Raw genomic sequence first — 20,744 nt, forward strand, 5'->3', positions numbered from 1 at the left:
CTGGTGATGACAGCGGGCACCCCGCGACCATGCTCGCGGGGTGCCCGGCCGGTACCAATCCGCCGCTCCAGCCGCGTGCCGCGGAAATGACAACGCACACCACCCCCTGACGCCCGTCCGCGGCGTGCACGTACGCATGCCGACGCCAGGTCAATTGGCGATTTCGCTGATGATTTGAGCCGCAGGTCACCGCATGCTGGCTAGCATGACCGAAACCAGCCTGCCCGATCTGGACTTGGACGCAGACATGAGTGAGCTTCCGACCGGAACCGTCACCTTGTTGCTGGCCGACGTCGAGGGTTCGACCCGACTGTGGGAGACCGACCCGGACGCGATGCGGGCCGCGGTCGAGCGCCTGGACCGCCATCTTTCGGACGCGACCGCCACCCATCACGGTGTGCGACCCGTCGAACAGGGTGAGGGCGACAGCTTCGTGATCGCGTTCGGCCGCGCCGTGGACGCGCTCAGTTGCGCGCTGGAGTTGCAGCAAACGGCGCCGGCGCCGATCAAGTTGCGCATCGGCATCCACACCGGGGATGTGCAGTTGCGCGACGAGAGCAACTACATCGGCTCGACGATCAACCGCACCGCCCGGTTGCGCGACCTCGCGCACGGCGGTCAAACCGTGCTCTCCGGAGCGACCGAGCTGCTGGTCATCGACCAGTTGCCGGCAGCCGTCACGCTCACGGATCTGGGTTCACATCCGTTGCGGGACTTCGCCCGGCCCGAGCGGGTGGTGCAGCTCTGTCATCCGGACCTGCGCAACGAGTTCCCGCCCCTCCGGGTTGCGAAAACGTCTGCGACGCAGAACCTTCCGATGCAACTCACCAGCTTTGTCGGGCGCGCCGGGCAGACAGCCGAGCTGAGTGAGCTGCTGAGCGCCAACCGGCTGGTGACACTGACCGGCGCGGGCGGGTCGGGCAAGACGCGGCTGGGCATCGAGGTCGCAGCGGCACTGACCCCTCGGATGCCCGGTGGGGTGTGGTACGTCGACCTGGCTCCCCTCACCGACGCCGACGTCGTGCCGGTGGCGGCCGCTCGCGCGCTGGGCCTACCCGACGAGTCCGGTCAGTCGACGCCGGACACCCTGATCCGATTCATCGCCGATCAGCGCCTGCTGATCGTGCTCGACAACTGTGAGCATCTCCTGGATGCGAGCGCATCGCTGGCAACGGCGATCCTCGGGGCGTGCCCGGAGCTGCGGTTGCTGACCACGAGCCGGGAACCGATCGGGGTGCCCGGCGAGGTCACCTACGTGGTGCCGTCGTTGTCGCTGGCCGACGAAGCGATCCAGTTGTTCACCGACCGCGCCCGCCGCGCGCAGTCGGATTTCGCTGTCTCCAAGGACAATGCCGCGACGGTCACCGAGATCTGCCGAAGGCTCGACGGCATGCCGCTGGCCATCGAACTCGCCGCGGCGCGGGTGCGGGCGCTGACCCTCGACGAAATCCTCGCCGGACTGCACGATCGCTTCCGCCTGCTCACCGGCGGCGCTCGCCGGGCGGTGCGCCGTCAGCAGACGTTGCATGCCTCGGTGGACTGGTCGCATGCCCTACTCACCGATAGCGAACGGGTGCTGTTTCGGCGGCTGGCCGTCTTTCTCGGCGGCTTCGATCTGCCCGCCGCCCATGCGATTTCCGCCGAGGCCGGCGTGGAACGCTACCAGGTGCTCGACCAACTCACCCTGCTCGTGGACAAGTCGCTACTGAATGCTGAAAACCGCTGCGGCCGAACGCGATACCGGCTGCTGGAGACCGTCCGCCAATATGCGCTGGAGAAATTGGGCGAATCCGGCGAGGCCGACGGCATCGGCACCCGCCATCGGGACTACTACACCGCGCTGGCAGCCGAGCTCGACGCACCGGGCGGCGCCGATCATGCGCAGCGCCTCGAGCAGGCGGAGATCGAGATCGACAATCTCAGAGCCGCATTCGCCTGGTCGCTGGAGAACGGTGACAGCGTGCCGGCGTTGCGGCTCGCGGCATGCCTTCAGCCACTGTGGTTTTCGCGGTGGCGCTTGAAGGAAGGTCTCGCCCTGCTCGACGCCGCGCTGGCGGCCGAGGCCACCACCGATACTGACTATGATTCGGCGCGCGTGCGGGCACTGGCCGACAAAGGTCTGATACTCGCCTATCTCGGCACCACCGACAGCGCGCCGATCGCCGAACAGGGGCTTGCCCTGGCACGCGAGATCGCCGAGCCTGATGTGCTCATGCGGGCGCTCGTGACGCACGGAAACGCGTACGCCTATGACGCCGACGTCGCACGAGCGGACTTCGTCGAAGCCGCCGCGCTGGCTCGCGAACTCGGCGACCAATGGCGACTGAGCGGGATTCTGGGCTGGCGATCGGTAGCCGGAATGGTGGTGGGTGACCACGACGCCATCCGTGCCGCGGCGACCGAAGGTCGTGAACTTGCCGAAGCGATCGGTGATCAGTCCACCGCACGGGTGTGTCGGTTGGCACTCGCGACCGCGCACACCGATCGGGGCGAGGTGAGGCTGGCCACCGCCCCGCTGCGCGAGGTCATCGTCGATTCGACAACAGCCCGCGATGTGTTCTGCCGATCAGTCGCGTTGATAAATCTGGTTTTTGCGCTGGTCTGGCAAGGCGACGTGGACGGCGCACAGGCGGCGATGGATGAGTTTCTGGACGATCGCTCGAAACCGGGCGAACTCGTGGACCGCGTCGGCTACTCGGCGATCGGCCTCATCAAGCTGTTCCGGGGGGACATCACCGGGGCGTGCGAGGCATACGAAGCGGCACTGCAGCGCATCCCGATAACGCCCGCGACGGTGGTCACTTACGTGGTGTCGGCATTGCCGTTGCTCGGCGGCGACCTCGCCGCAGCGCGCCGCCGTGCCGACGAGGTGGTGGCGGCGGCAAAGGACATCTCGCTGGTGGCGGCGCTGGCTACCCGAGCCCGCGTCGCGATCACGCAGCGCGAGTTCGAGCAAGCCGGCGACGATGCGCTCCAGGCACTCATCGTGGCGGACCAATCCCACGGCTACATGAGTGTGGCGGAGGCGTTCGAATGCCTGGCCTACCTTGCGGCGGAGGCCGGTAATCAGCGAGAAGCGGCACGCCTGTTCGGAATTGCCGCTGCCGCACGCCAGTCCACCGGTGTCGTCCGATTCCCGATGCTCGAAGCCGATCATGAGAGTCAGCTCGCCGCGGTCCGAGACCAGTTGGGCGAGAACGAGTTTCAAGCCGCCTGGGATGAGGGTGCGGCCGTGACGATCGAGGAGGCGATCGCCTACGTCCGCCGCGGCCGCGGTGAGCGCACCCGCGCGAGCACCGGCTGGGACTCGCTGACCCGCGCGGAACTCGACGTGGCCAGGTTGGTCAGTGCGGGCCTGGGCAACAAAGAAGTCGCGGCACGGTTGTTCGTCTCACCGCGCACCGTGCAGGCGCATCTGACGCACATCTACACCAAGCTCGGGTTCAGTTCGCGGGTGCAGCTCGCCCAGGAAGCGGCACGGCGCGGCTGAGGTTGTCAGTCCAGCGCGGCCAGCGCGGCGTCGTAATCGGGCTCCTGGGCGATCTCGGGCACCAGTTCGGTGTAGGTGACGTTGCCGTCGGCGCCGATCACCACGATGGCGCGGGCCAGCAACCCGGCCATCGGGCCGTCGGCGATCGTGACGCCATAGTCCTCACCGAAGCTGTCCCGGAACGCCGAGGCGGTCGTGACATTCTCGGTGCCCTCGGCGCCGCAGAACCGCTGCTGGGCGAACGGCAGATCCTTGGACACGCACACCACCGACGCGCCGGTGGCACCGGCGCGCTCGTTGAACGTCTTCACGCTCTTCGCGCACACCGGGGTGTCCACCGACGGGAAGATGTTCAGCAACACGGCTTTACCGCCGAACTGTTCGTTGCTGACCGTGCCGAGATCGCCGCCGGTCAAGGTGAATGCCGGGGCCGGGGAGCCAACGGCGGGAAGGTCGCCGACGGTGTTGATCGCATTTCCGCGCAAAGTTATCTGTGCCATGTGCACAGTCTGCCAAGCAGCGCCCCGCCGCCCTTGATCGGGTCCTGATGTCCTGATTCGTGGGCACCATGACGTAGACGCCATGGTGTCGCATGGCCAAGACTGTCCGCATGGCACGCAAAGTCGTCATCGCCGGCTTCCCGGGAGTGCAGGCGCTTGATCTGATCGGGCCCTACGAAGTGTTCACCGGTGCATCTTTGCTGACTCAGGGCGGTTACGACGTTCTCGTGGCCTCGCTGGAGGGACAAACCATCAGCACCGCCGCGGGGTTGGGCTTCACCGCCGCGCCGCTCCCCGATCCCCGCGACCGGGTCGATACCGTCGTGCTGCCGGGTGGCGGCGGCGTCGACGCTGCACGGGCCAACCCCGAGTTTCTGGACTGGATCAAGGCGGTGGCCCGAACCGCCCGCCGCATCGTCACGGTCTGCACGGGCGCCTTCCTGGCAGCCGAAGCCGGATTGCTGGACGGGCATCGCGCGACCACGCACTGGGCGTTCGCCGACCGGTTGTCCGCTGAGTTTCCGGACATCGAGGTCGATCCCGACCCGATTTTCGTCCGCAGCAGCGCACGCATCTGGACCGCCGCAGGCGTCGCCGCCGGGATCGACCTGGCGCTGTCGCTGGTGGAGGACGATTACGGCACCGAGGTGGCGCAGACGGTCGCCCGCTGGCTGGTGTTGTATCTGCGGCGTCCCGGCGGGCAGACCCAGTTCGCCGCACCGGTGTGGATGCCGCGGGCCAAACGGACGTCGATCCGGGATGTGCAGGAGGCCATCGAGTCCGAACCGGGTGGTTCACACAGCGTCGACGAGTTGGCGCGGCGGGCGGCGATGAGCCCGCGGCACTTCACCCGGGTGTTCACCGAAGAGGTCGGGGAGGCGCCCGGGCAGTACGTCGAACGCGTGCGCACCGAGGCCGCGCGCCGGCAACTCGAGGAAACCGACGACACCGTCGTGGCGATCGCGTCGCGGTGCGGCTTCGGCACCGCGGAAACCATGCGGCGCAACTTCATTCGGCGCGTCGGCATCCCACCTGATCAGTACCGCAAGGCGTTCGCCTGATCGCCAGCGTCTGCTCGAGAAACCAAGGAGAACACCCATGACCCAGATCGCCTTCGTGGCCTACCCGGGATTCACTGCGCTGGACATGATCGGCCCCTACGAGATGCTGCGTCAACTGCCGCACGCTGAGGTGCGCTTCGTCTGGCACGAGGTCGGGCCGGTCACCGCCGATTCCGGCGTGCTGGTGATCGGCGCCACCCACACGCTGGCCGAAACACCTTCGCCCGACGTCATCCTGGTGCCGGGCGGTCCGGGGACGCCGGTGCACGCACGCGACGAGAAGCTGCTCGGCTGGCTGCGTCAAGCTCACCAGACTGCCAGCTGGACCACGTCGGTGTGCTCCGGTTCGGTGATCCTGGCGGCCGCCGGCCTGCTTCAGGATCGGCGCGCGACATCGCACTGGATCACCCTGCCCGCGCTGAAGGCGTTCGGCGTCACGCCGGTCGCCGACGAACGAATTGTGCACGAGGACAACATCATCACCAGCGCAGGCGTGTCCGCGGGTCTGGATCTCGGGCTCTGGCTGGCCGGCCAGATCAGTGGCCAGGCGCGCGCCAAGGCCATCCAGTTGGCCCTCGAATACGACCCGCAGCCGCCGTTCGACTCGGGCCACATGTCCAAGGCGTCGGTTACGACCAAAGCCGCGGCCACGGCGTTGTTGTCCAAGGACAGTGCCGCACCCGCCACCCTCAAGGCCGCGACGCTGCTGGCGTGGGACCGCGCACTGCAGGTCGCGCGCACGCGTCGGCGCAAGCGGTCGTTGGCCCGCGTCTAAGTGCGGGGTTCCGGAAACTTCTTGGACGCGAACCGGCCGCCGGCCTCCAGCCAGGCGTCGACGGCGCCGGGGGCGTCGCGGTTCGGGTTGTAGATGTCCTCTTCACTGGAGAACAGACCGTCGCCGGCGTAGACCAGCCGGGTCCAGTTCGGGAACCAGAACGGTTCGCCGTCGGGGTCGGTGGGGTGATCGAGCAGATTCTTGATCATGATGACCACGGCGTCGTTGTCTTCGTCGTAGGCGGTCCAGCCGGCGGGAAATCGCATGTGCGGGAACGGCGCCATGACGGCCACGATCCATTCGCGCACCTCTTCGCGGCCGTGGAAAGTCCCGTAGTGATGCTCGATGTAGACGACATCCTCGGTGAACAGATCCGCGAACGGACGCCAATCGCCCGACGCCGAGCAGCCTTCGACGACGGTCGTGTAGTTGCGGACGGCTTGCTCGATCTCTGCTTTGGCGAACTTGCCCATACCGGACACACTAGAGCCCATGGACGGGCGGGAGATGAAGGCTACGCCTGCCCCTGAGCCCGGCGAAGCCCGGTTCAGTTGCGCGGTCTGCGGCAACCTGGCCGGCCGGGTCAAGTTCCTGACTCCTGCCGACGCGGTCGGGGACGAGCCGGGGTCCGCCTTGCAGGCGCTGGCCGAACTGGACGTCCTGCAACGGCCCACGCAACAAGCCGCGTTGCTGGTGCAGACGTTTTTCGGCGTCATCACGCAGCCGGTGCCGAGTGAGCGGGTCGAATGGCTCGGCTACGCAATCGCCGACGGTGACGCCGTGGCGCTGTATCGAATGGGCCACGCGTATGCCCCCTTTCACTGCCCCGACTGCCCGGCGTGCTACTGCGGTGAGCACTGGGACTGGCGGGAATTCGACGACGAGCCGTTCAGCGGCGTCGAAGGTCGCTGTCCCCGGGGACATTTCCACGTGCTGAGTTACTGAACGATGCAGGGTTTGCCGAATTGCGTTCGCACACCGCGGGAAAACATCGCAGGCAGACGGTCTCCTGCGGGCTGGACCCCGGCCGCCGCCACCAGCTCGTCGTGCAATTCCACGATCTGCGCGGCCTGCAGCGGCCATTGCACGTGATCGTTCGGCAGCCACCACGTCCGGCCCGCCTTGCGGGTGTGCGCGCCCCAGCGGGCAGTGAGCCACACCTGCAGCGGCGTCGGTTCGATCACGTCGCCCACATCGACCGTCACCAGGCAGCGCAGCCCGCGCCGCGGCCAGCGCCGGACGCTGGTGTAGGTGATCCGGTTGTCCGAGCGGGTGATTCGCATCTTCGCCCACGTGTAGGGCACCCCCAGACCGACCCGGGTCACCGGCACCACCGCCAGTCGCTCGGTTTCCAATGACCGGAACAGCACCCCGTGGCGTCCGGCGTCGTCGACCGAATACAACCGCACGTTCGTCTCGTGGAACGACCCGAAATACGGAAGCGGTAGTGCCGCACCCAATTTGGTGCTGGTCATGGTGAACGGAACCAGGCCGACGTAAGCCCATCCGTCGGCGAAGACGTCGGGACGGGTCCCGGGCGGATACAGGTGCGCGATGCCCTCGGGCGCCACCGGCCAGTGAATGAAGGTCAGTTCGCTCCAGTATTGGTCGAAGGTGACCGGACGCACCAGCGGCGGCGGTGTGACCGGATACCCCACCAGTTCCGGGGCGCGGTCGGGTTCGTCGGCAGACGGGGTGAAGCTCACCGGATCAGGGTGCCGTCCAGATATTGCACACGGCACGCGACGCGGGCCAGCTTGCCGCTGGTGGTTCGCGGGATGGCACCGGCCGGCAGGAAACGCACGTCGGCGACCGGCAGGCCGTGCCGGCTGGACACCGCGGCGCGGATGGCGTCCATCGCGGGCGCCGGGTCGGCGCGGCTGGTGCCGGTGGCGCGTTCGGCGATGACCACCAAACCGTCCGGCCCGACGAACACCGTCACGTATCCCCGTCGCACCATCGGCGACGCCTCGGCCACGGTGGCCTCGATGTCCTGCGGGTAGTGGTTGCGACCGTCGACGGTCACCAGATCGGCGATCCGGCCGGCGACGTAGAGCTCGCCGTCGAGGTAGACGGCCAGGTCGCCGGTGCGTAGCCAGTTGCCGTCGACATCGGATCCAGTGGCATGGCTGCCTACCGGGAGGGTCGACTTCAGCTTGGCGCCGAACGTCGCACGCGTCTCCTCCGGACGTCCCCAATAACCGCGTCCCACGTTGTCGCCTTGCAGCCACGGCTCGCCGACCTGACCGTCGGGCAGTTCGCAACCGGTTTGCGGGTCGACGATGACGAGCCACAGACTGCGCGCCACCTGGCCGCACGACACCTGCGCGACGGCGTTGGGCGCATCCGGGGCCACCCGGACCGCGCGCCCCGCACCGAGTTGCTCACGGTCCAGATAGATCACCGAGGTCTCGGCGGCGTGGTCGATGGTTGCGATCATCAGCGTCGCCTCGGCGATACCGTAGGAGGGTTTGAATGCGGTGCGCGGCAACCCATATGGGGTGAACGCCTTCTCGAAGGTCCGCACCGCGTCGACGCTGACCGGCTCGGAGCCGATGATGAGCACGACGTTTCCGAGGTCGATGTCGTGCCCGGCGGCGGGCAGACCGCGCTGCGCCGCCCACTCGTAGGCGAAGTTGGGTGCCGCGGTGACCACACGGCCGGTCCGCGAGCCGTCCGACAGTGCCTGGATCCAGCGTTGCGGCCGGCGCACGAACGCCGTGGGTGACATCAGCGTGGTGTGGCCCCCGTAGACGGTGGGAAAGCCGATCATCGACAGGCCCATGTCGTGGTAGAGCGGCAGCCAGCTCACGCCATGGGTGTTCCGGTTGAGCAGGTCGATCGACAGGATCATCTGGGTCAGGTTGGTGGCCACCGCCCGGTGGGTGATCTCCACGCCCACGGGCGGCCGGGTCGCACCGGAGGTGTATTGCAGGTAGGACACCGCGTCCATGTCCAGCGCCACGGGGACGAACAGGTCCTGGCTCGCGTCGGGGATCTGGTCGATGACCAGTACCCGCGGCTCGGCAAGCCCGGCAACGGTTTTCAGGAAGCTCTCGACGGCGTCCTTGGCCGCGGTCGTGGTGAGGACGACGGTCGGTTTCGAGTCGAGAAGCGCGGTTTGCAGACGTTCGGCGTGGCCGGGTAGCTCGGGAGCGAACAGCGGCACGGCGATGGTGCCCGCCTTGATCGCGGCGTAGTAGCCGACGACCCAGTCGATGCTCTGCGACGCCAGTATCGCGACCCGGTCGCCGGGGCCGGCGTGCTGCTGGATGTGTGCGGCGACGGCGCGCAGCCGAACCCCGAACTGCGCCCAGGTCACGTCCTGGGCGTGTGCTTCGCCCGGGCGCCCATAGTCCAGGAAACGGTAGGCGACCTCGTTGCCGACGTGGCGGATATTGCGGTCGATCAGCGAGATCAGCGTCGTGTCCGGGGGCAACGCGATGTTCCCGTCGGCGTCCAGGCAATCCTCGATCTCGAGCAGGCCGTCGGGCACTGCTGGCTCCTGCCGGGCACCGCCTTCCATGACCGCAGTCTATAAACCGCTCGCTGGGCTACTCCCCCGCCGCCGGCTCGTGCTCACCGGAGTCGTGGTAACCCGACCCGAATTGCGGAACCTGTAGCGGTTCGTCATTGCGCACTGCGTTGACGGCGTTGGTCAGCAGCGGAGCCAACCCCGCGAAAGACCCGACGTCGAACAACAGCAGCGTGAGCAGGCGGTTGTGCACGTAGCCGAACGAGCTGCCGGACTCCGGATCCGCCCAGCCGACCGTCCCGCCCAGACCGATGTGACCGTAGCCTTCCAAAAACCCTGGGACAGGCGATGATTGGTAACCCTGGTGGTAGGTGAAGGGCAGACCCAGGTTCAGGTCCGGCCACAGCTCGGCCTTGCCCTTCATCCCGGATACCGCCTCCGACGACAGCACCCGGGTGCCGTCGATGACGCCGTCGTTGGCCAGCACCGCGTACGTCTTCGCCAGCGCGCGTGCGGTCACCACGCCGTTGACCGCTGGAAGCTCGCCATCCAAAAACGGCATGTCGTCCTGCAGCATCGACATGATGCCGGGGAAATAAATCGAGCCGAGCAGCCCGGAGAAGGACAGCCCCGCGACCTTGGGAGCGATGAAGTCCAGCAGCGGGGTCGGGATCTTGGCCTGGGGCAGCAGCGTCTGCGCGGCCTTGGTCGGACACTCGGCCGGTGGCCGGCCGAGGTGCAACCCGTCGGTGTTCAGTGGGCGGGCGAGTTCCTCTCGGAACAGTTCGCGCATGCCTTTGCCGGTGGCCGCGCGGGCCAGACCGGAGAGCAACCAGCCGTAGGTGATCGCGTGGTAGGCCATCTTGCCGTGGGCGCGGTCCACCGGGGCCGCCGCCAGACGCTGCTCCATCAGCAGGTGGTCCATGATCGTGTCCTTGTCGACGCCCTTGAGGTGCGACAGACCGGCGCGGTGCCGCAAGACGTCGCTGACGGTGATCTCGGACTTGCCGTTGGCCGCGAACTCGGGCCAGTAGTCGGCGACCGGCGCATCGTAGGACAGCAGACCGCGATCGACGAGAAGGTGAATGATGGTGGCGGCCAAGCCTTTTGTCGCCGAAAACACCATGGCGCCGGTGTCGGCGGTCCACGGCACGTCGCCCTTGCGGTCCGAATAGCCCGTCCATACGTCGACCACCTGTCGGCCGTCGACGAACACCGACAGAGCCCCGCCGCCGAACTTGCGCCCGGGATACAACCCGGCGAACGCACGGGTCACATTCAGGAAGCGGGAATCACACGCGCCCTGCACGCCGGAAGGTAAACCATTGTCGCTGGTGAGAATCGACGGTTGCGCCATACCGTGAATGATGGCAGCTTGCTAGCCCGGCATCCAGATGCTGCCCAGCGCGTCGATCATGGCCCCGGGGTCCTGATTGTCGACGTTGCAGCTGACGGCCACGGCCGTGCGACGGTCACCGCTGATGCGGAACGCGGTGACGAAGCCGGCCCAAACCCCGGGATGATCGAGCATGCCGTTGGCAAGTGACTGGATCCCGGCGCCGTAGCGGTCGCCGCCGCCCGGCTCGGTCTCCACCGCCCCGGCCAGCTGCGCGTCGAGCAGCTGTGGACCGCCGACCTTGCCGGTCCGATAGTTGTCGGCCCACCGAACCAACTGGCCTGGTGTGGTCTGGATGCCGCCGTCGCCGACCTGTTCCCATTTGAAGTCCACGACTTGGTAGTCGTCTGACTTGGTGTACGCCACAGCCTTGTTCGGAACCTTGGCGACAGGCTCGAGCGCCATGTTCAGGCCGAGCGGACGAAAGATCTCGGCGCCGATGAAGTCCGCGAGCGCGCGACCCGAGACGCGGTGCACGATCTCGCCGAGCAACAGGTAGTTGGAGTTGTTGTACTCGTAGCGCGCACCGGGCCTGAAGCTCAACTCCGGCGCCGACACCAGCGCCTGCAGCGCCTGCGTTTCGGTGGTGCGGTCGGTGTAGCTGAATCCTTGCTCCTGAAGCAGGTTCGAGTAGTCGGGGATCCCGCTGGTGTGATGCATCAGCTGGGCCAGGCTGACGCTTGCGGCCCACGGCGGCATCTCGGGCAGGTGCTGCGACAGCCGATCGTCCAGCGTGAGTCTGCCCGCCTCGGACAGCAACAGAATCGAAGTGGCGGTGAACTGCTTGGACACCGAAGCGATGTCGAAGACCGTGTCCGCAGTGATCTTGGTCTTGTTGCTCAAGTCGGCCAGACCCGCGACGCCGGTCCAGGCGATACGACCCTCGATGCCCACCGCGGCCGAACAGCCCGGCCCGTCGGCTTTGACCGCGGAGTCCAGCACGTGCTGGCTGTTACCGGCCTGGGCGCCGGAGACTGTCGTGGTCGCGGTGCTGGTCCCCGAGACAGGCGCGTCATGGGCATTACTGCAACCGGCGATCACCAGCACCGAGATCAGCCACGCCGCGCCGCGCCGGCAGCGAGAGAACCTATTCGTCATCGACATCGGTTGGCGGGCAATCTCATCCATTCGCTGACTGGTCAGGCATCGGTGCGCAGCAGCCGCCCGACCACGGAGCGGTTCGGGTCGGCTTCGCGTTCGGCGAGCATCAGTTCGATACCGTCCTCGATCGCTGCGGCGGTACGTTCGCGCACCTTGCGCGCGGCGTTGTCGTCATCTTTCTGACCCAGGAATTCAGCGGTGCCGATCGGCTCGCCGAACCAGTAGTACTGCCGTTCGGGACGCGGCAGCGGCGTCAAGCCCACGCCACGCACCAGCGGCGGCGCGTCGGACACCCCCAGCAGCTTCTCGGCCAGGAACTGCACCGGCGCCAACAGCGGGGATTGGTTGTCCAGCACGATGTCGATGCCGTGTTCGGCGCCCACCGAGGCGAACGGCACGATCGGGTAGCCGAATCGAATCGCCAAGCGCGCGAACCCGAGTCGGTTCTTCCAGACCAACTTGTAGCGTTCGTTCTTGCGTTTGTTGACTTCACGGCCACCGCCCGGGAACACCATCACGAGTTCACCGCGTCGCATCAATTCGGCGGCATTCTCCCGGGTGCCGTCGACCACGCCCATTCTCTTCAGCCCGTCCCCCCAGCCGGGAACTTTGAAGTGGGCGTGGTCACCGAGGGAGCGGACCAATCTGTCCCGCTCCCACAGTTCGGCAGCCAGCAACGGCGCATCGACGATGCCGAGCGTGTTGTGATTGCCTACCAGCAGCGCGCGTTCGGTCGGCACGTTGTCAATGCCATATACCTTGGGCTTGATCAACTTTCGCAATGGCTTCAGCACGTTCAGCGCCGCTGCGACGTCGGCCTTGGTGAGGGTGGCCAACTCGGTGACGTCGTCGGCTTTCGGCACATGGTGAGTATGCCCCGGCCGGCGGCCGCACGGAATCACTTCCGTTGCGAAGGTCCGGCCCGGGGTCGCCTACCGGCCGCGCGGTAGGGTACACGGCGACATTCATCGAGACGGGGAGTTTGACATGTCGGGTCGCAAGTTCACATTCGAGGTCAACAAGACCACCAGTGCGCCCCCCGCAACTGTGTTCCGGCTGGTGACCGACGGTGGCAACTGGTCGTCCTGGGCAAAGCCCGTTGTCATGACCTCCAGTTGGGTGCGGCAGGGCGACCCCGCCCCGGGTGGGGTCGGAGCCATCCGCAAGCTCGGCATGTGGCCGGTGTTCGTGCAGGAGGAAACCGTCGAGTACGAACAGGACTACCGGCACGTCTACAAGCTGGTGGGATCCCGGCAGCCGGTCACCGATTACGTCGCCGAGGTGGTCCTGACCCCGACCCAAACGGGCGGCACCAATATCTACTGGGGCGGGTCGTTCACCGAGAAGGGGCGCGGGACCGGCGCGGCCGCGCGTGCCGCGATGGGCGGCGCGGTCAAGTACTTCGCGGGCAAGTTGGTGAAGGCGGCCGAGCGCGAATCGCCTACCCGGTAGCCTTGGCGAACAACGCTTTTCGCGGTTACTGAGCTCCGACCTCGTCCTGGTATTTCTTGGTCATGTGCTCGATGGCCTGCAACTGCGTCTGAGCCAGTCCCTCACGCATCTGGCCGGCGCGTTCCGCGGCTGCCAACGTGGGTTCGGCCTGTCCCTGGAAGTGCGGCATCACTTCCGCGGCGAACAACTCGGCCGAGCGTCTGGTCGCGGCCGGATTGGCCCACTCGTGGCCCATCTGCAGCATGCAGCCGAAACCACCGGATTGATCCCACAACCGCTGGACCTGTTCCCGGGCACGCTCGGGGGTGCCGATCACCCCGGCGCCGTTCTCGTTGATCATGTCGATCATCTCGTCGAGCCGGTCCCCCGGCATCGTCATCTGCGGGAAGGCGGCCACCTTCTGGAAATAGCGGAACCAGGGTTCGATGCCGAATTTCACGTCGGCGCGGGCTTGTTCGTCGGTTTCGGCGATGTGCATGGGCCCCACCAGAGTCCAGTTGCTGCGGTCGACGCGGGTGCCGAATTTCGCCGCACGCTCCTCGACGATGCCCCAGTGGTAGGCCAGCGCGTCGAAGCCCTCGACGACCAGCGTCGCGCCGATGGACAGCAACCCGATGCCGTGCTTGCCGGCCAGTCGTGCTCCCGTCGGCGACGCGACCGCGGCGACCGCCAGCGGAATCCCACCGTCTGAGTAGGGGGCGAGTTGCAGCCGGGCGTCGAACAATTGGTGGGTGGCGGTCTTGGCGCTGACCGTCTCCCCCGCCAGCAGCCGGACCACGATGTCGAGGTTGGTCTCGAGCAACTCGCGGGTGTCGGTGGGCGTCAGCCCGATCATGGACGAGTCGGTGGGCAGTGATCCGGGACCGACCCCGCCGATGATGCGGCCGTGGGTGAGGTGATCGAGCAGCATCAGCCGGTCCGCCACCCACAGCGGGTTGTGGTAGGACAGCGAGATGACACCGGTGCCGAATCGAATCCGCTTGGCCCGCTGAGCCGCCGCCCCGATGAATATCTCTGGGGAACTGATGATTTCGCTGCCGGCCGAGTGGTGCTCGCCGATCCATGCCTCGTCGAATCCCAGGGCGTCGAGATGTTCGACGAACTCCAGATCACGCTGTAGAGCGAGCGTCGGGTTGGTGCCGGCGCGGTGGAATGGTGCGATGAAATATCCGAACCTGAGCTTCGCCATCGGGGCTCCCTTGCGATCGACGCTGACCGAACCCTAGCCCGGCGAGGACGCCCGCCGGAACAGTCCCACTGGTCCCGGGGCCGCAACAAACAAGGACCGGGGTCACCCCCGGCCCTTGTCGGTCGATATCTCGTCCGCCGATATCAATGTGAGCGGTCGATCACGGAAAGCCGCCGCAGATGTTGCCGACGCAGCCGCCGCCACCGCCCGGTCCGCCGCCGCCACCGCCGACGCCGGGAATCGTGCCGCCGCCGCCACCGGGTCCGCCGCCGCCGGTCGGGCCACCGGGCACGCCACCGCCGCCACCGCCGGGTCCGCCGCCGCCGCTCGGGCCACCGGGCACGCCACCGCCGCCGCCACCGGGTCCGCCGCCGCCGCTCGGGCCACCGGGCACGCTGCCGCCGCCACCGCCGGGTCCGCCGGTGCCGCTCGGAGCGGGTGAGGTCTCCGAATTGGCGGGAGCGCTCGTCGATGTCGCCGGCGTTGACGGAGTGGTGCTGCTGCTGGGCGACTTGTTGTCGCCGCCGCCGCAGGCCACGGCCATGACGAGCATGGCGCCGCCGCCGAAGACCGCAAACGCCGTCCTGGCTTCAGATCTCATCAGACTCACCAATCTTCACTGTTGTCTGCAAATGTGCTCGGGTCGCATACCCCCTAATTTGGGGGCGGAAACTAGCGTCAGGAGCAGCGGAATCTCCGCCATAGGACGCCACAGCCGGGGTCACCCGGCGCGGAACAACAGCTCATCGGACGGTCGACGCGGGTGAGTTGCGCGCTTCCACCTCGGTCACCGGCCTGGCGTCGTAGGCTGCAGATTCGGGCATCGGCATTCGGGTGATGTCCTGGGCCGTGTACGCTCGGAAATTGCACCACGGCATTTGAATTCTTTTATTTGTGAAGTTTTTGAGGCGCATATGTCGTGCATCAAGCGGTGCATTCGAGGGCAAACTCCACCAGCGTCAGTGTGCCGCCGAGCGCGGGCGAATTCCGTTGGGGTTTCGTGACTCCGGGCTGGTAGAGGCTCTGCGTCAGTTGACACCGGACCCGGAACCAATGCTCCAAAAACGCTTTGTAAAGTAAACTGTCAAATGGCCTGTTGGTTAATCACATTTTGATAACGGTTAGATCGCGTTTTGATAAATCCGACGGTTTACCACCTGTGTCTCCGCGTAACTTGTGCGCTACCAGATCACCTTGCTGACGGTTGTGGGTCGGGAATCACGCCGGTTGTAGATGGCTGTCCGTGGCGCGATGCCACCAGAGAGAGGTAGAGCGATGAGCTTCTTTGTGCTGCCACCGGAGATCAACTCGGCTTTGATCCACGCCGGTGCGGGCGCCCAGCCGATGTTGGCGGCAGCGGCGGCTTGGGGTGGGCTTGCAGACGAATTGGCAACGGCGGCGGGCGCTTTCGAGACCGTCACGGCCGGGCTGACCGATGGTGCATGGCAAGGCGCGGCATCGCAAGCCATGGCGGCCGTTGCGGCCCCGTACGCAAGTTGGCTGGCGGCGGCGGCCAGCCAGGCTACGCAGGCGGCCACCCAGGCCTCGACGCTGGTCGGCGAATTCGAGGCGGTCCGAGCCGCCATGGTGATTCCGGAACTGGTCTCGGCGAACCGCAATCAGCTGGTGTCACTGGTCATGTCCAACATCTTCGGGCAGAACGCCCCCGCCATCGCGGCGATGGAGTCGCTGTACGAAGAGATGTGGGCGCTCGACGTGTCGGCGATGGCGGCCTACCACGCCGGTGCCTCCGCCGTCGCAGCCGGACTGACACCGTTCCTGCAGCCGGCGAACTTCCTGGCGTTGTTGCAGAGCTCGGTGGAGCCGAACTTCAACGTGGGCTTCGCCAACGCGGGCTACGGCAGCATCGGTACCGCCAACGTCGGCAACCTGAACCTCGGCAGCGGCAACATCGGCAACTACATCCTCGGTGCCGGGAACATCGGCAGCGGGATCATCGGTTTCGGGAACCTCGGTGACAACAACTTCGGGTTCGGCAACGTCGGAACCGGCAATCTCGGCTTCGCCAACATCGGGCCGGGGCTGACCGCAGGCCTGCGGAACTTCGGTTTCGCCAACATCGGCGCCGACAACTTCGGCTTCGGCAACACCGGTAATGGCAATATCGGCTTCGGCAACACCGGTAACGGCAACATCGGTTTCGGGCTCACCGGCGACAACCAGGTCGGCTTCGGCGCGCTCAATTCGGGGACCGGCAACATCGGTTTCGGCAACTCCGGCACCGGCAACATCGGTCTGTTCAACTCGGGCACCGGCAATTTCGGCTTCGGCAACTCCGGCAGCTACAACACCGGCTTCGGCAACGCCGGCGTCGCCAACACCGGGCTGTTCAACGTCGGGAACATCAATACCGGTCTTGCCAACCTCGGCCATTTCAACAGCGGCAGCTTCAATACCGGCGACCTGAACACCGGCGACTTCAACTTGGGTAACTCCAACACCGGCTTCATGAACCCCGGCAACTACAACACCGGTATCGGCAACACCGGCAACGTCAACACCGGTGCGTTGATCCCCGGCAACTACAGCAACGGCATGTTCTGGCGCGGCGACTACCAGGGACTGGCCGGCTTCAACGGCACCATCACCATCCCGGCGATGCCCCTCACCGTAGGCGGATTGGGCACCGTCGGCCCCATCACCGTGCCGCCCATCTCCATTCCGCAGATCGGGTTCGGCGTGAACAGCAACGGTGCGCTGGTGGGCCCGATCACCTTGCCGCCGATCTCGATTCCGCCAATCAGTCTGGGCGTCAACAGTTCTGGTGCACTGGTGGGTCCGATCACGGTTCCGCCGATCACCATCCCGAACATCGGCTTGGGCATAAACAGCAACGGTGCGCTGGTCGGTCCGATCACGATCCCGCCCATCACCATCCCGAACATCGGCTTGGGCATCAACAGCAACGGCGCGCTGGTCGGCCCGATCAGCTTGCCGCCCATCACCATTCCCACCATCGGGTTGGGCATCAACAGCAACGGGGCTCTGGTCGGACCGATCAGCGTCCCCCCGATCAGCATCAATCCGATCACGCTGTCGTTGAGCAGCGCGAGTTTGTACGTCCCCATCGAAATCCCGGAGTCGCCGTTCAACTTCGCCTTGATCGGCTTGCCTTCCGCCCCCGGGACCATCGGTCCTTCGCTCATCGATCTGACTCTGGGCGGCATCACGGTCGGCGGTTCGATCGGGGGCATCAACACCCCGACCATCACACTTCCCGGAATTCCGTTGGGTATCAACGTGGGTGGCACCATCGGCCCATTCAGCACCCCGCCGATCACCCTTCCCGGCATACCTCTGGGAGTCAATCTGGGCGGCGGCCTGGGCCCCGTGACACTGTTCCCGAACGGGCTGAGCCTGGCCGAAATTCCGTTGAGCGTCAACGCGGGTGGCGGCCTGGGTCCGGTGACGTTGTTCCCGAACGGCTTCACCATTCCGGCGATTCCGTTGGGCGTCAACGCAGGTGGCGTGCTGGGTCCGTTGACACTGTTCCCGAACGGTTTCACCATCCCGGAGATTCCGTTGGGCGTCAACGCAGGTGGCACTCTTGGTCCCCTCACCACCCCGCCGATCACCCTGGCGCCAATACCACTGGGCATCCAGGTGACCGGCACGGCCGGACCCATCGAGATCCCGATAAACATCGGCGGCACACCTGGATTCGGGAACTCCACCGGAGCCCCGTCGTCCGGGTTCTTCAACAGCGGCGCAGGCACTTCGTCCGGTTTCGGCAACCTGGGTGCCGGTGCGTCAGGATTCTGGAACTCCGCTGTCGGCGCGCTGGGCAACTCGGGCATGTTCAACGTCGGGCCGCTGACCTCCGGCGTCGCAAACCTGGGCAATTCGGTGTCGGGTCTGTTCAACACCGGCACGCTGGGCCAGGCGACGGCGTCCTTCACCTCCGGCGTCGGCAATTTCGGCGACCACCTGGCCGGCTTCCTGCGCGGCGGTGCCGCCGAACCGGTGTTCAACCTGGGCTTCGCCAACGACGGCAGCCTGAACTTGGGCGCCGCCAATGTCGGCAACTACAACTTCGGCCTCGGCAACGTCGGCGGTTTCAACTTCGGTGCCGGCAACGTCGGCAGCACCAGCCTGGGTTTCGGCAACCTCGGCGACAACAACTTCGGCTTCGGCAACATCGGCCTGGGCAACTTCGGGTTCGGCAATGCCGGTGCCGGCCTGACGGCCGGACTGCAGAACATCGGCTTCGGCAACCTCGGCGACAACAACTTCGGCTTCGGCAATACCGGCAACGGCAATCTCGGCTTCGGCAATACCGGCAACGGCAATTTCGGCATTGGGCTCACCGGCGACAACCAGGTCGGGTTCGGCGCGCTGAACTCCGGCAGCGGCAACATCGGCTTCGGCAACTCCGGTACCGGCAACGTCGGATTCTTCAACTCCGGCACCGGAAACTTCGGTATCGGCAACTCCGGCAACTACAACAACGGATTGGGCAACGCGGGCCTCGCCAACACCGGCCTGTTCAACGTCGGCAGCGTCAACAGCGGTCTCGCCAACGTCGGCAGCCACAACACCGGCAACTTCAACGCGGGCAACGTCAACACGGGAGACTTCAACCCCGGTGACACCAACACGGGCGCGTTCAACCCCGGCGACATCAATACCGGGATCGGCAACACCGGCAACGTCAACACCGGCGCGTTGATCACGGGCAACTACAGCAACGGAATGTTCTGGCGAGGCGAATACCAGGGTCTGCTGGGTGCGGGAGCCACCATCAGCATCCCCACCATTCCGCTGAGCGTGAACGCCATCGGTGCGTTCGGTCCAATCACCGTGCCGGACATCACCATTCCCGCGATCCCGTTGAATCTGTTGGCGGGCGGCGGTGTTGGTCCGATCGTGGTGCCCAACATCGAGATCCCGGGCATTCCGCTGGACTTGTTGGCGGGCGGGGGTGTTGGTCCGATCGTGGTGCCCAACATCGAGATCCCCGGCATTCCGTTGAGCATTCTGGCCGGCGGGGGCGTCGGACCGATCACGGTGCCCGGCATCAACATCCCGAGTATCCCGTTGAACATGATCGCTGCCGGCGGTGTCAGCGGCGTGACGATTCCCAGCATCAGCATTCCGGGGATCCCGATCAGCCTCAACGCCGGTGGCAACGTCGGGGGCGTGACCATCCCCGCGATCACGATTCCCGGAATCCCGATCAGCGTCGGTGCAAACATCCCAGTGGACGTCACCATTCGAGTCGTTCCATACCGGGTCCCGGGTTTGCCGGGTCTACCCGATGTCCTCAACGGCAGCATCGGGCCGATTTCGTTGGTGCACTTCGACATCGGCCCGGTACTCACCGGGGGCACCGGCAACATCTCCGTGAACGGCTTCAGCATTCCGCAGTTCAATCTCAACATTCCGTTGAGCGGCTCGACGGCTCCGTTTACCATCGGCGGGTTCAGCATTCCCGAGTTCGGGCTCAACATTCCGCTCAGCGGTGCCACCAGCCCGTTCAGCATCGGTGGCTTCAGCTTGCCGCAGATCGGTCTGAACGTTCCGTTGAGTGGCTCGACGGCTCCGTTCACCATCGGCGGGATCAGCTTGCCGCAGATCGGTCTCAACGTTCCGTTGACTGGCTCGACGGCTCCGTTCACCATCCCCGGGATCAGCTTGCCGCAGATCGGTCTCAACGTTCCGCTCAGCGGCAGCACCAGTGCCTTCACCATCCCCGGGATCAGCATCGGCCAGGCACCGGTGAACATCACCATGAACGGCGGGCTCGGGCCGATCACCATCCCGCTCAACTTCGGCGGCGCGCCCGGTTTCGGGAACGGGACCACTTCCCCGTCCTCTGGCTTCTTCAATATCGGCGCCGGTGGGGTCTCGGGGTACAGCAACGTGGGCTCCGCGGTCTCGGGCTTCTTCAACCAGGTGCCCCAGACGCTGCTCGGTGCGGTTTCGGGTTACAACAACGTCGGCCAGTTCCTCTCCGGTGTGTCCAACCTGGGCCACACCATGTCCGGGATCGCCAACACCAGCTCGGTGGGCCTGATGACCGCCGCGTTCAACGCCGGCGTCCGCAACTTCGGGGAGCGGCTGGCCGGGTTCTTCACCACCGGCGCCGGGCCGTAGCCGGTCGGACCTGTCGCTGCGCGCTTTCGCGCATCCGAGGTCGTGCTGACGGCTCTGGTCGGCGATTCCTGGACTTTGAGTGTGAAGCCCTGGCTTTGGGTGTGCGCCCTGGGCTTTGAGCGTGAAGCCTGGGCTTTGAGCGTGAAGTCTGGGTGGGATTTCGGTCGGCTTTCCCACCGTGGGCTCAC

15 protein-coding genes are annotated in these 20,744 nt (G+C 66.2%); 6 read left to right on the top strand and 9 right to left on the bottom strand.

The genetic code is table 11. From position 1 onward, the window contains the following. Positions 1-247: 247 nt before the first annotated feature. Positions 248-3,490 (top strand): LuxR C-terminal-related transcriptional regulator, encoded by a 3,243-nt coding sequence (locus AC5Y4D_RS03200; protein WP_500036465.1) that lies wholly within the window; start codon positions 248-250, stop codon positions 3,488-3,490. A 5-nt stretch (positions 3,491-3,495) separates the two neighbouring features. Here AC5Y4D_RS03200 and tpx read toward each other — a convergent pair whose 3' ends face one another. Next, entirely contained in the window at positions 3,496-3,990 is a 495-nt protein-coding gene (gene tpx, locus AC5Y4D_RS03205) for a thiol peroxidase (RefSeq protein WP_499990719.1), read from the bottom strand. A 110-nt stretch (positions 3,991-4,100) separates the two neighbouring features. Here tpx and AC5Y4D_RS03210 point away from each other — a divergent pair, with 110 nt between their 5' ends. Both AC5Y4D_RS03210 and AC5Y4D_RS03215 read left to right on the top strand, forming a co-directional pair. Next, positions 4,101-5,051: a GlxA family transcriptional regulator gene (locus AC5Y4D_RS03210; RefSeq protein ID WP_499990785.1), complete on the top strand. Its 951-nt coding sequence runs from the start codon at positions 4,101-4,103 to the stop codon at positions 5,049-5,051. 37 nt (positions 5,052-5,088) lie between these two features. Continuing rightward, the gene (locus tag AC5Y4D_RS03215; protein ID WP_499990718.1) at positions 5,089-5,826 is read left to right on the top strand and encodes a DJ-1/PfpI family protein; all 738 of its coding nucleotides are present in this window, start codon (positions 5,089-5,091) and stop codon (positions 5,824-5,826) included. On the opposite strand, the gene AC5Y4D_RS03220 is transcribed toward AC5Y4D_RS03215, so the two are convergent. Further along, positions 5,823-6,299: a nuclear transport factor 2 family protein gene (locus AC5Y4D_RS03220; RefSeq protein ID WP_500036333.1), complete on the bottom strand. Its 477-nt coding sequence runs from the start codon at positions 6,297-6,299 to the stop codon at positions 5,823-5,825. The two genes, AC5Y4D_RS03215 and AC5Y4D_RS03220, sit on opposite strands and share 4 nt — an antisense overlap. A gap of 19 nt (positions 6,300-6,318) precedes the next feature. Here AC5Y4D_RS03220 and AC5Y4D_RS03225 point away from each other — a divergent pair, with 19 nt between their 5' ends. Next, complete coding sequence (locus tag AC5Y4D_RS03225) at positions 6,319-6,771, top strand: hypothetical protein (protein ID WP_500036334.1); 453 nt, start codon at positions 6,319-6,321, stop codon at positions 6,769-6,771. On the opposite strand, the gene AC5Y4D_RS03230 is transcribed toward AC5Y4D_RS03225, so the two are convergent. Genes AC5Y4D_RS03230 through AC5Y4D_RS03250 form a run of 5 tightly spaced genes read right to left on the bottom strand, consistent with a single transcriptional unit; the run spans position 6,765 to position 12,700 of the window. Beyond that, on the bottom strand, positions 6,765-7,532 hold the full coding sequence (locus tag AC5Y4D_RS03230; RefSeq protein ID WP_500036335.1) for a YqjF family protein: 768 nt from the start codon (positions 7,530-7,532) through the stop codon (positions 6,765-6,767). The two genes, AC5Y4D_RS03225 and AC5Y4D_RS03230, sit on opposite strands and share 7 nt — an antisense overlap. Next, a complete protein-coding gene (locus tag AC5Y4D_RS03235; protein ID WP_500036336.1) occupies positions 7,529-9,352 on the bottom strand; it encodes a fatty acyl-AMP ligase in 1,824 nt (607 codons plus the stop codon). The genes AC5Y4D_RS03230 and AC5Y4D_RS03235 overlap by 4 nt, the downstream gene beginning before the upstream one ends. Positions 9,353-9,380: 28 nt before the next feature. Beyond that, the gene (gene lipD / locus AC5Y4D_RS03240) at positions 9,381-10,658 is read right to left on the bottom strand and encodes a lipase LipD (protein ID WP_500036337.1); all 1,278 of its coding nucleotides are present in this window, start codon (positions 10,656-10,658) and stop codon (positions 9,381-9,383) included. 21 nt (positions 10,659-10,679) lie between these two features. Further along, the gene (locus AC5Y4D_RS03245; protein WP_500036338.1) at positions 10,680-11,795 is read right to left on the bottom strand and encodes a serine hydrolase domain-containing protein; all 1,116 of its coding nucleotides are present in this window, start codon (positions 11,793-11,795) and stop codon (positions 10,680-10,682) included. Between the two features lie 41 nt (positions 11,796-11,836). Continuing rightward, positions 11,837-12,700 (bottom strand): lysophospholipid acyltransferase family protein, encoded by an 864-nt coding sequence (locus AC5Y4D_RS03250; RefSeq protein ID WP_500036339.1) that lies wholly within the window; start codon positions 12,698-12,700, stop codon positions 11,837-11,839. A gap of 85 nt (positions 12,701-12,785) precedes the next feature. On the opposite strand from AC5Y4D_RS03250, the gene AC5Y4D_RS03255 reads away from it, so the two are divergent. Next, positions 12,786-13,250 (top strand): SRPBCC family protein, encoded by a 465-nt coding sequence (locus AC5Y4D_RS03255; protein ID WP_499945913.1) that lies wholly within the window; start codon positions 12,786-12,788, stop codon positions 13,248-13,250. 25 nt (positions 13,251-13,275) lie between these two features. Here the strand turns inward: AC5Y4D_RS03255 and AC5Y4D_RS03260 are convergent, their stop codons facing one another. Both AC5Y4D_RS03260 and AC5Y4D_RS03265 read right to left on the bottom strand, forming a co-directional pair. After that, positions 13,276-14,439 (bottom strand): LLM class flavin-dependent oxidoreductase, encoded by a 1,164-nt coding sequence (locus AC5Y4D_RS03260; RefSeq protein ID WP_499945914.1) that lies wholly within the window; start codon positions 14,437-14,439, stop codon positions 13,276-13,278. 160 nt (positions 14,440-14,599) lie between these two features. After that, positions 14,600-15,040 carry a hypothetical protein gene (locus AC5Y4D_RS03265; RefSeq protein ID WP_500036340.1) on the bottom strand — a complete coding sequence of 147 codons (441 nt, stop codon included), beginning with the start codon at positions 15,038-15,040 and terminating at the stop codon, positions 14,600-14,602. A gap of 674 nt (positions 15,041-15,714) precedes the next feature. Between AC5Y4D_RS03265 and AC5Y4D_RS03270 the strand changes: the two genes are divergently transcribed. Beyond that, the gene (locus tag AC5Y4D_RS03270; protein WP_500036341.1) at positions 15,715-20,556 is read left to right on the top strand and encodes a PPE family protein; all 4,842 of its coding nucleotides are present in this window, start codon (positions 15,715-15,717) and stop codon (positions 20,554-20,556) included. The last annotated feature ends 188 nt before the right edge of the window (positions 20,557-20,744 follow it).

Source organism: Mycobacterium sp. NGS67 (assembly GCF_059812185.1).

Coding starts and splice junctions, on each gene's coding strand:
- AC5Y4D_RS03245 (WP_500036338.1), bottom strand. CDS start 11,795: ATGACGAATAGGTTCTCTCGCTGCCGGCGCGGCGCGGCGTGGCTGATC.
- AC5Y4D_RS03260 (WP_499945914.1), bottom strand. CDS start 14,439: ATGGCGAAGCTCAGGTTCGGATATTTCATCGCACCATTCCACCGCGCC.
- AC5Y4D_RS03210 (WP_499990785.1), top strand. CDS start 4,101: ATGGCACGCAAAGTCGTCATCGCCGGCTTCCCGGGAGTGCAGGCGCTT.
- tpx (WP_499990719.1), bottom strand. CDS start 3,990: ATGGCACAGATAACTTTGCGCGGAAATGCGATCAACACCGTCGGCGAC.
- AC5Y4D_RS03255 (WP_499945913.1), top strand. CDS start 12,786: ATGTCGGGTCGCAAGTTCACATTCGAGGTCAACAAGACCACCAGTGCG.
- AC5Y4D_RS03270 (WP_500036341.1), top strand. CDS start 15,715: ATGAGCTTCTTTGTGCTGCCACCGGAGATCAACTCGGCTTTGATCCAC.
- AC5Y4D_RS03215 (WP_499990718.1), top strand. CDS start 5,089: ATGACCCAGATCGCCTTCGTGGCCTACCCGGGATTCACTGCGCTGGAC.
- AC5Y4D_RS03235 (WP_500036336.1), bottom strand. CDS start 9,352: ATGGAAGGCGGTGCCCGGCAGGAGCCAGCAGTGCCCGACGGCCTGCTC.
- AC5Y4D_RS03225 (WP_500036334.1), top strand. CDS start 6,319: ATGGACGGGCGGGAGATGAAGGCTACGCCTGCCCCTGAGCCCGGCGAA.
- AC5Y4D_RS03265 (WP_500036340.1), bottom strand. CDS start 15,040: ATGAGATCTGAAGCCAGGACGGCGTTTGCGGTCTTCGGCGGCGGCGCC.
- AC5Y4D_RS03200 (WP_500036465.1), top strand. CDS start 248: ATGAGTGAGCTTCCGACCGGAACCGTCACCTTGTTGCTGGCCGACGTC.
- lipD (WP_500036337.1), bottom strand. CDS start 10,658: ATGGCGCAACCGTCGATTCTCACCAGCGACAATGGTTTACCTTCCGGC.
- AC5Y4D_RS03220 (WP_500036333.1), bottom strand. CDS start 6,299: ATGGGCAAGTTCGCCAAAGCAGAGATCGAGCAAGCCGTCCGCAACTAC.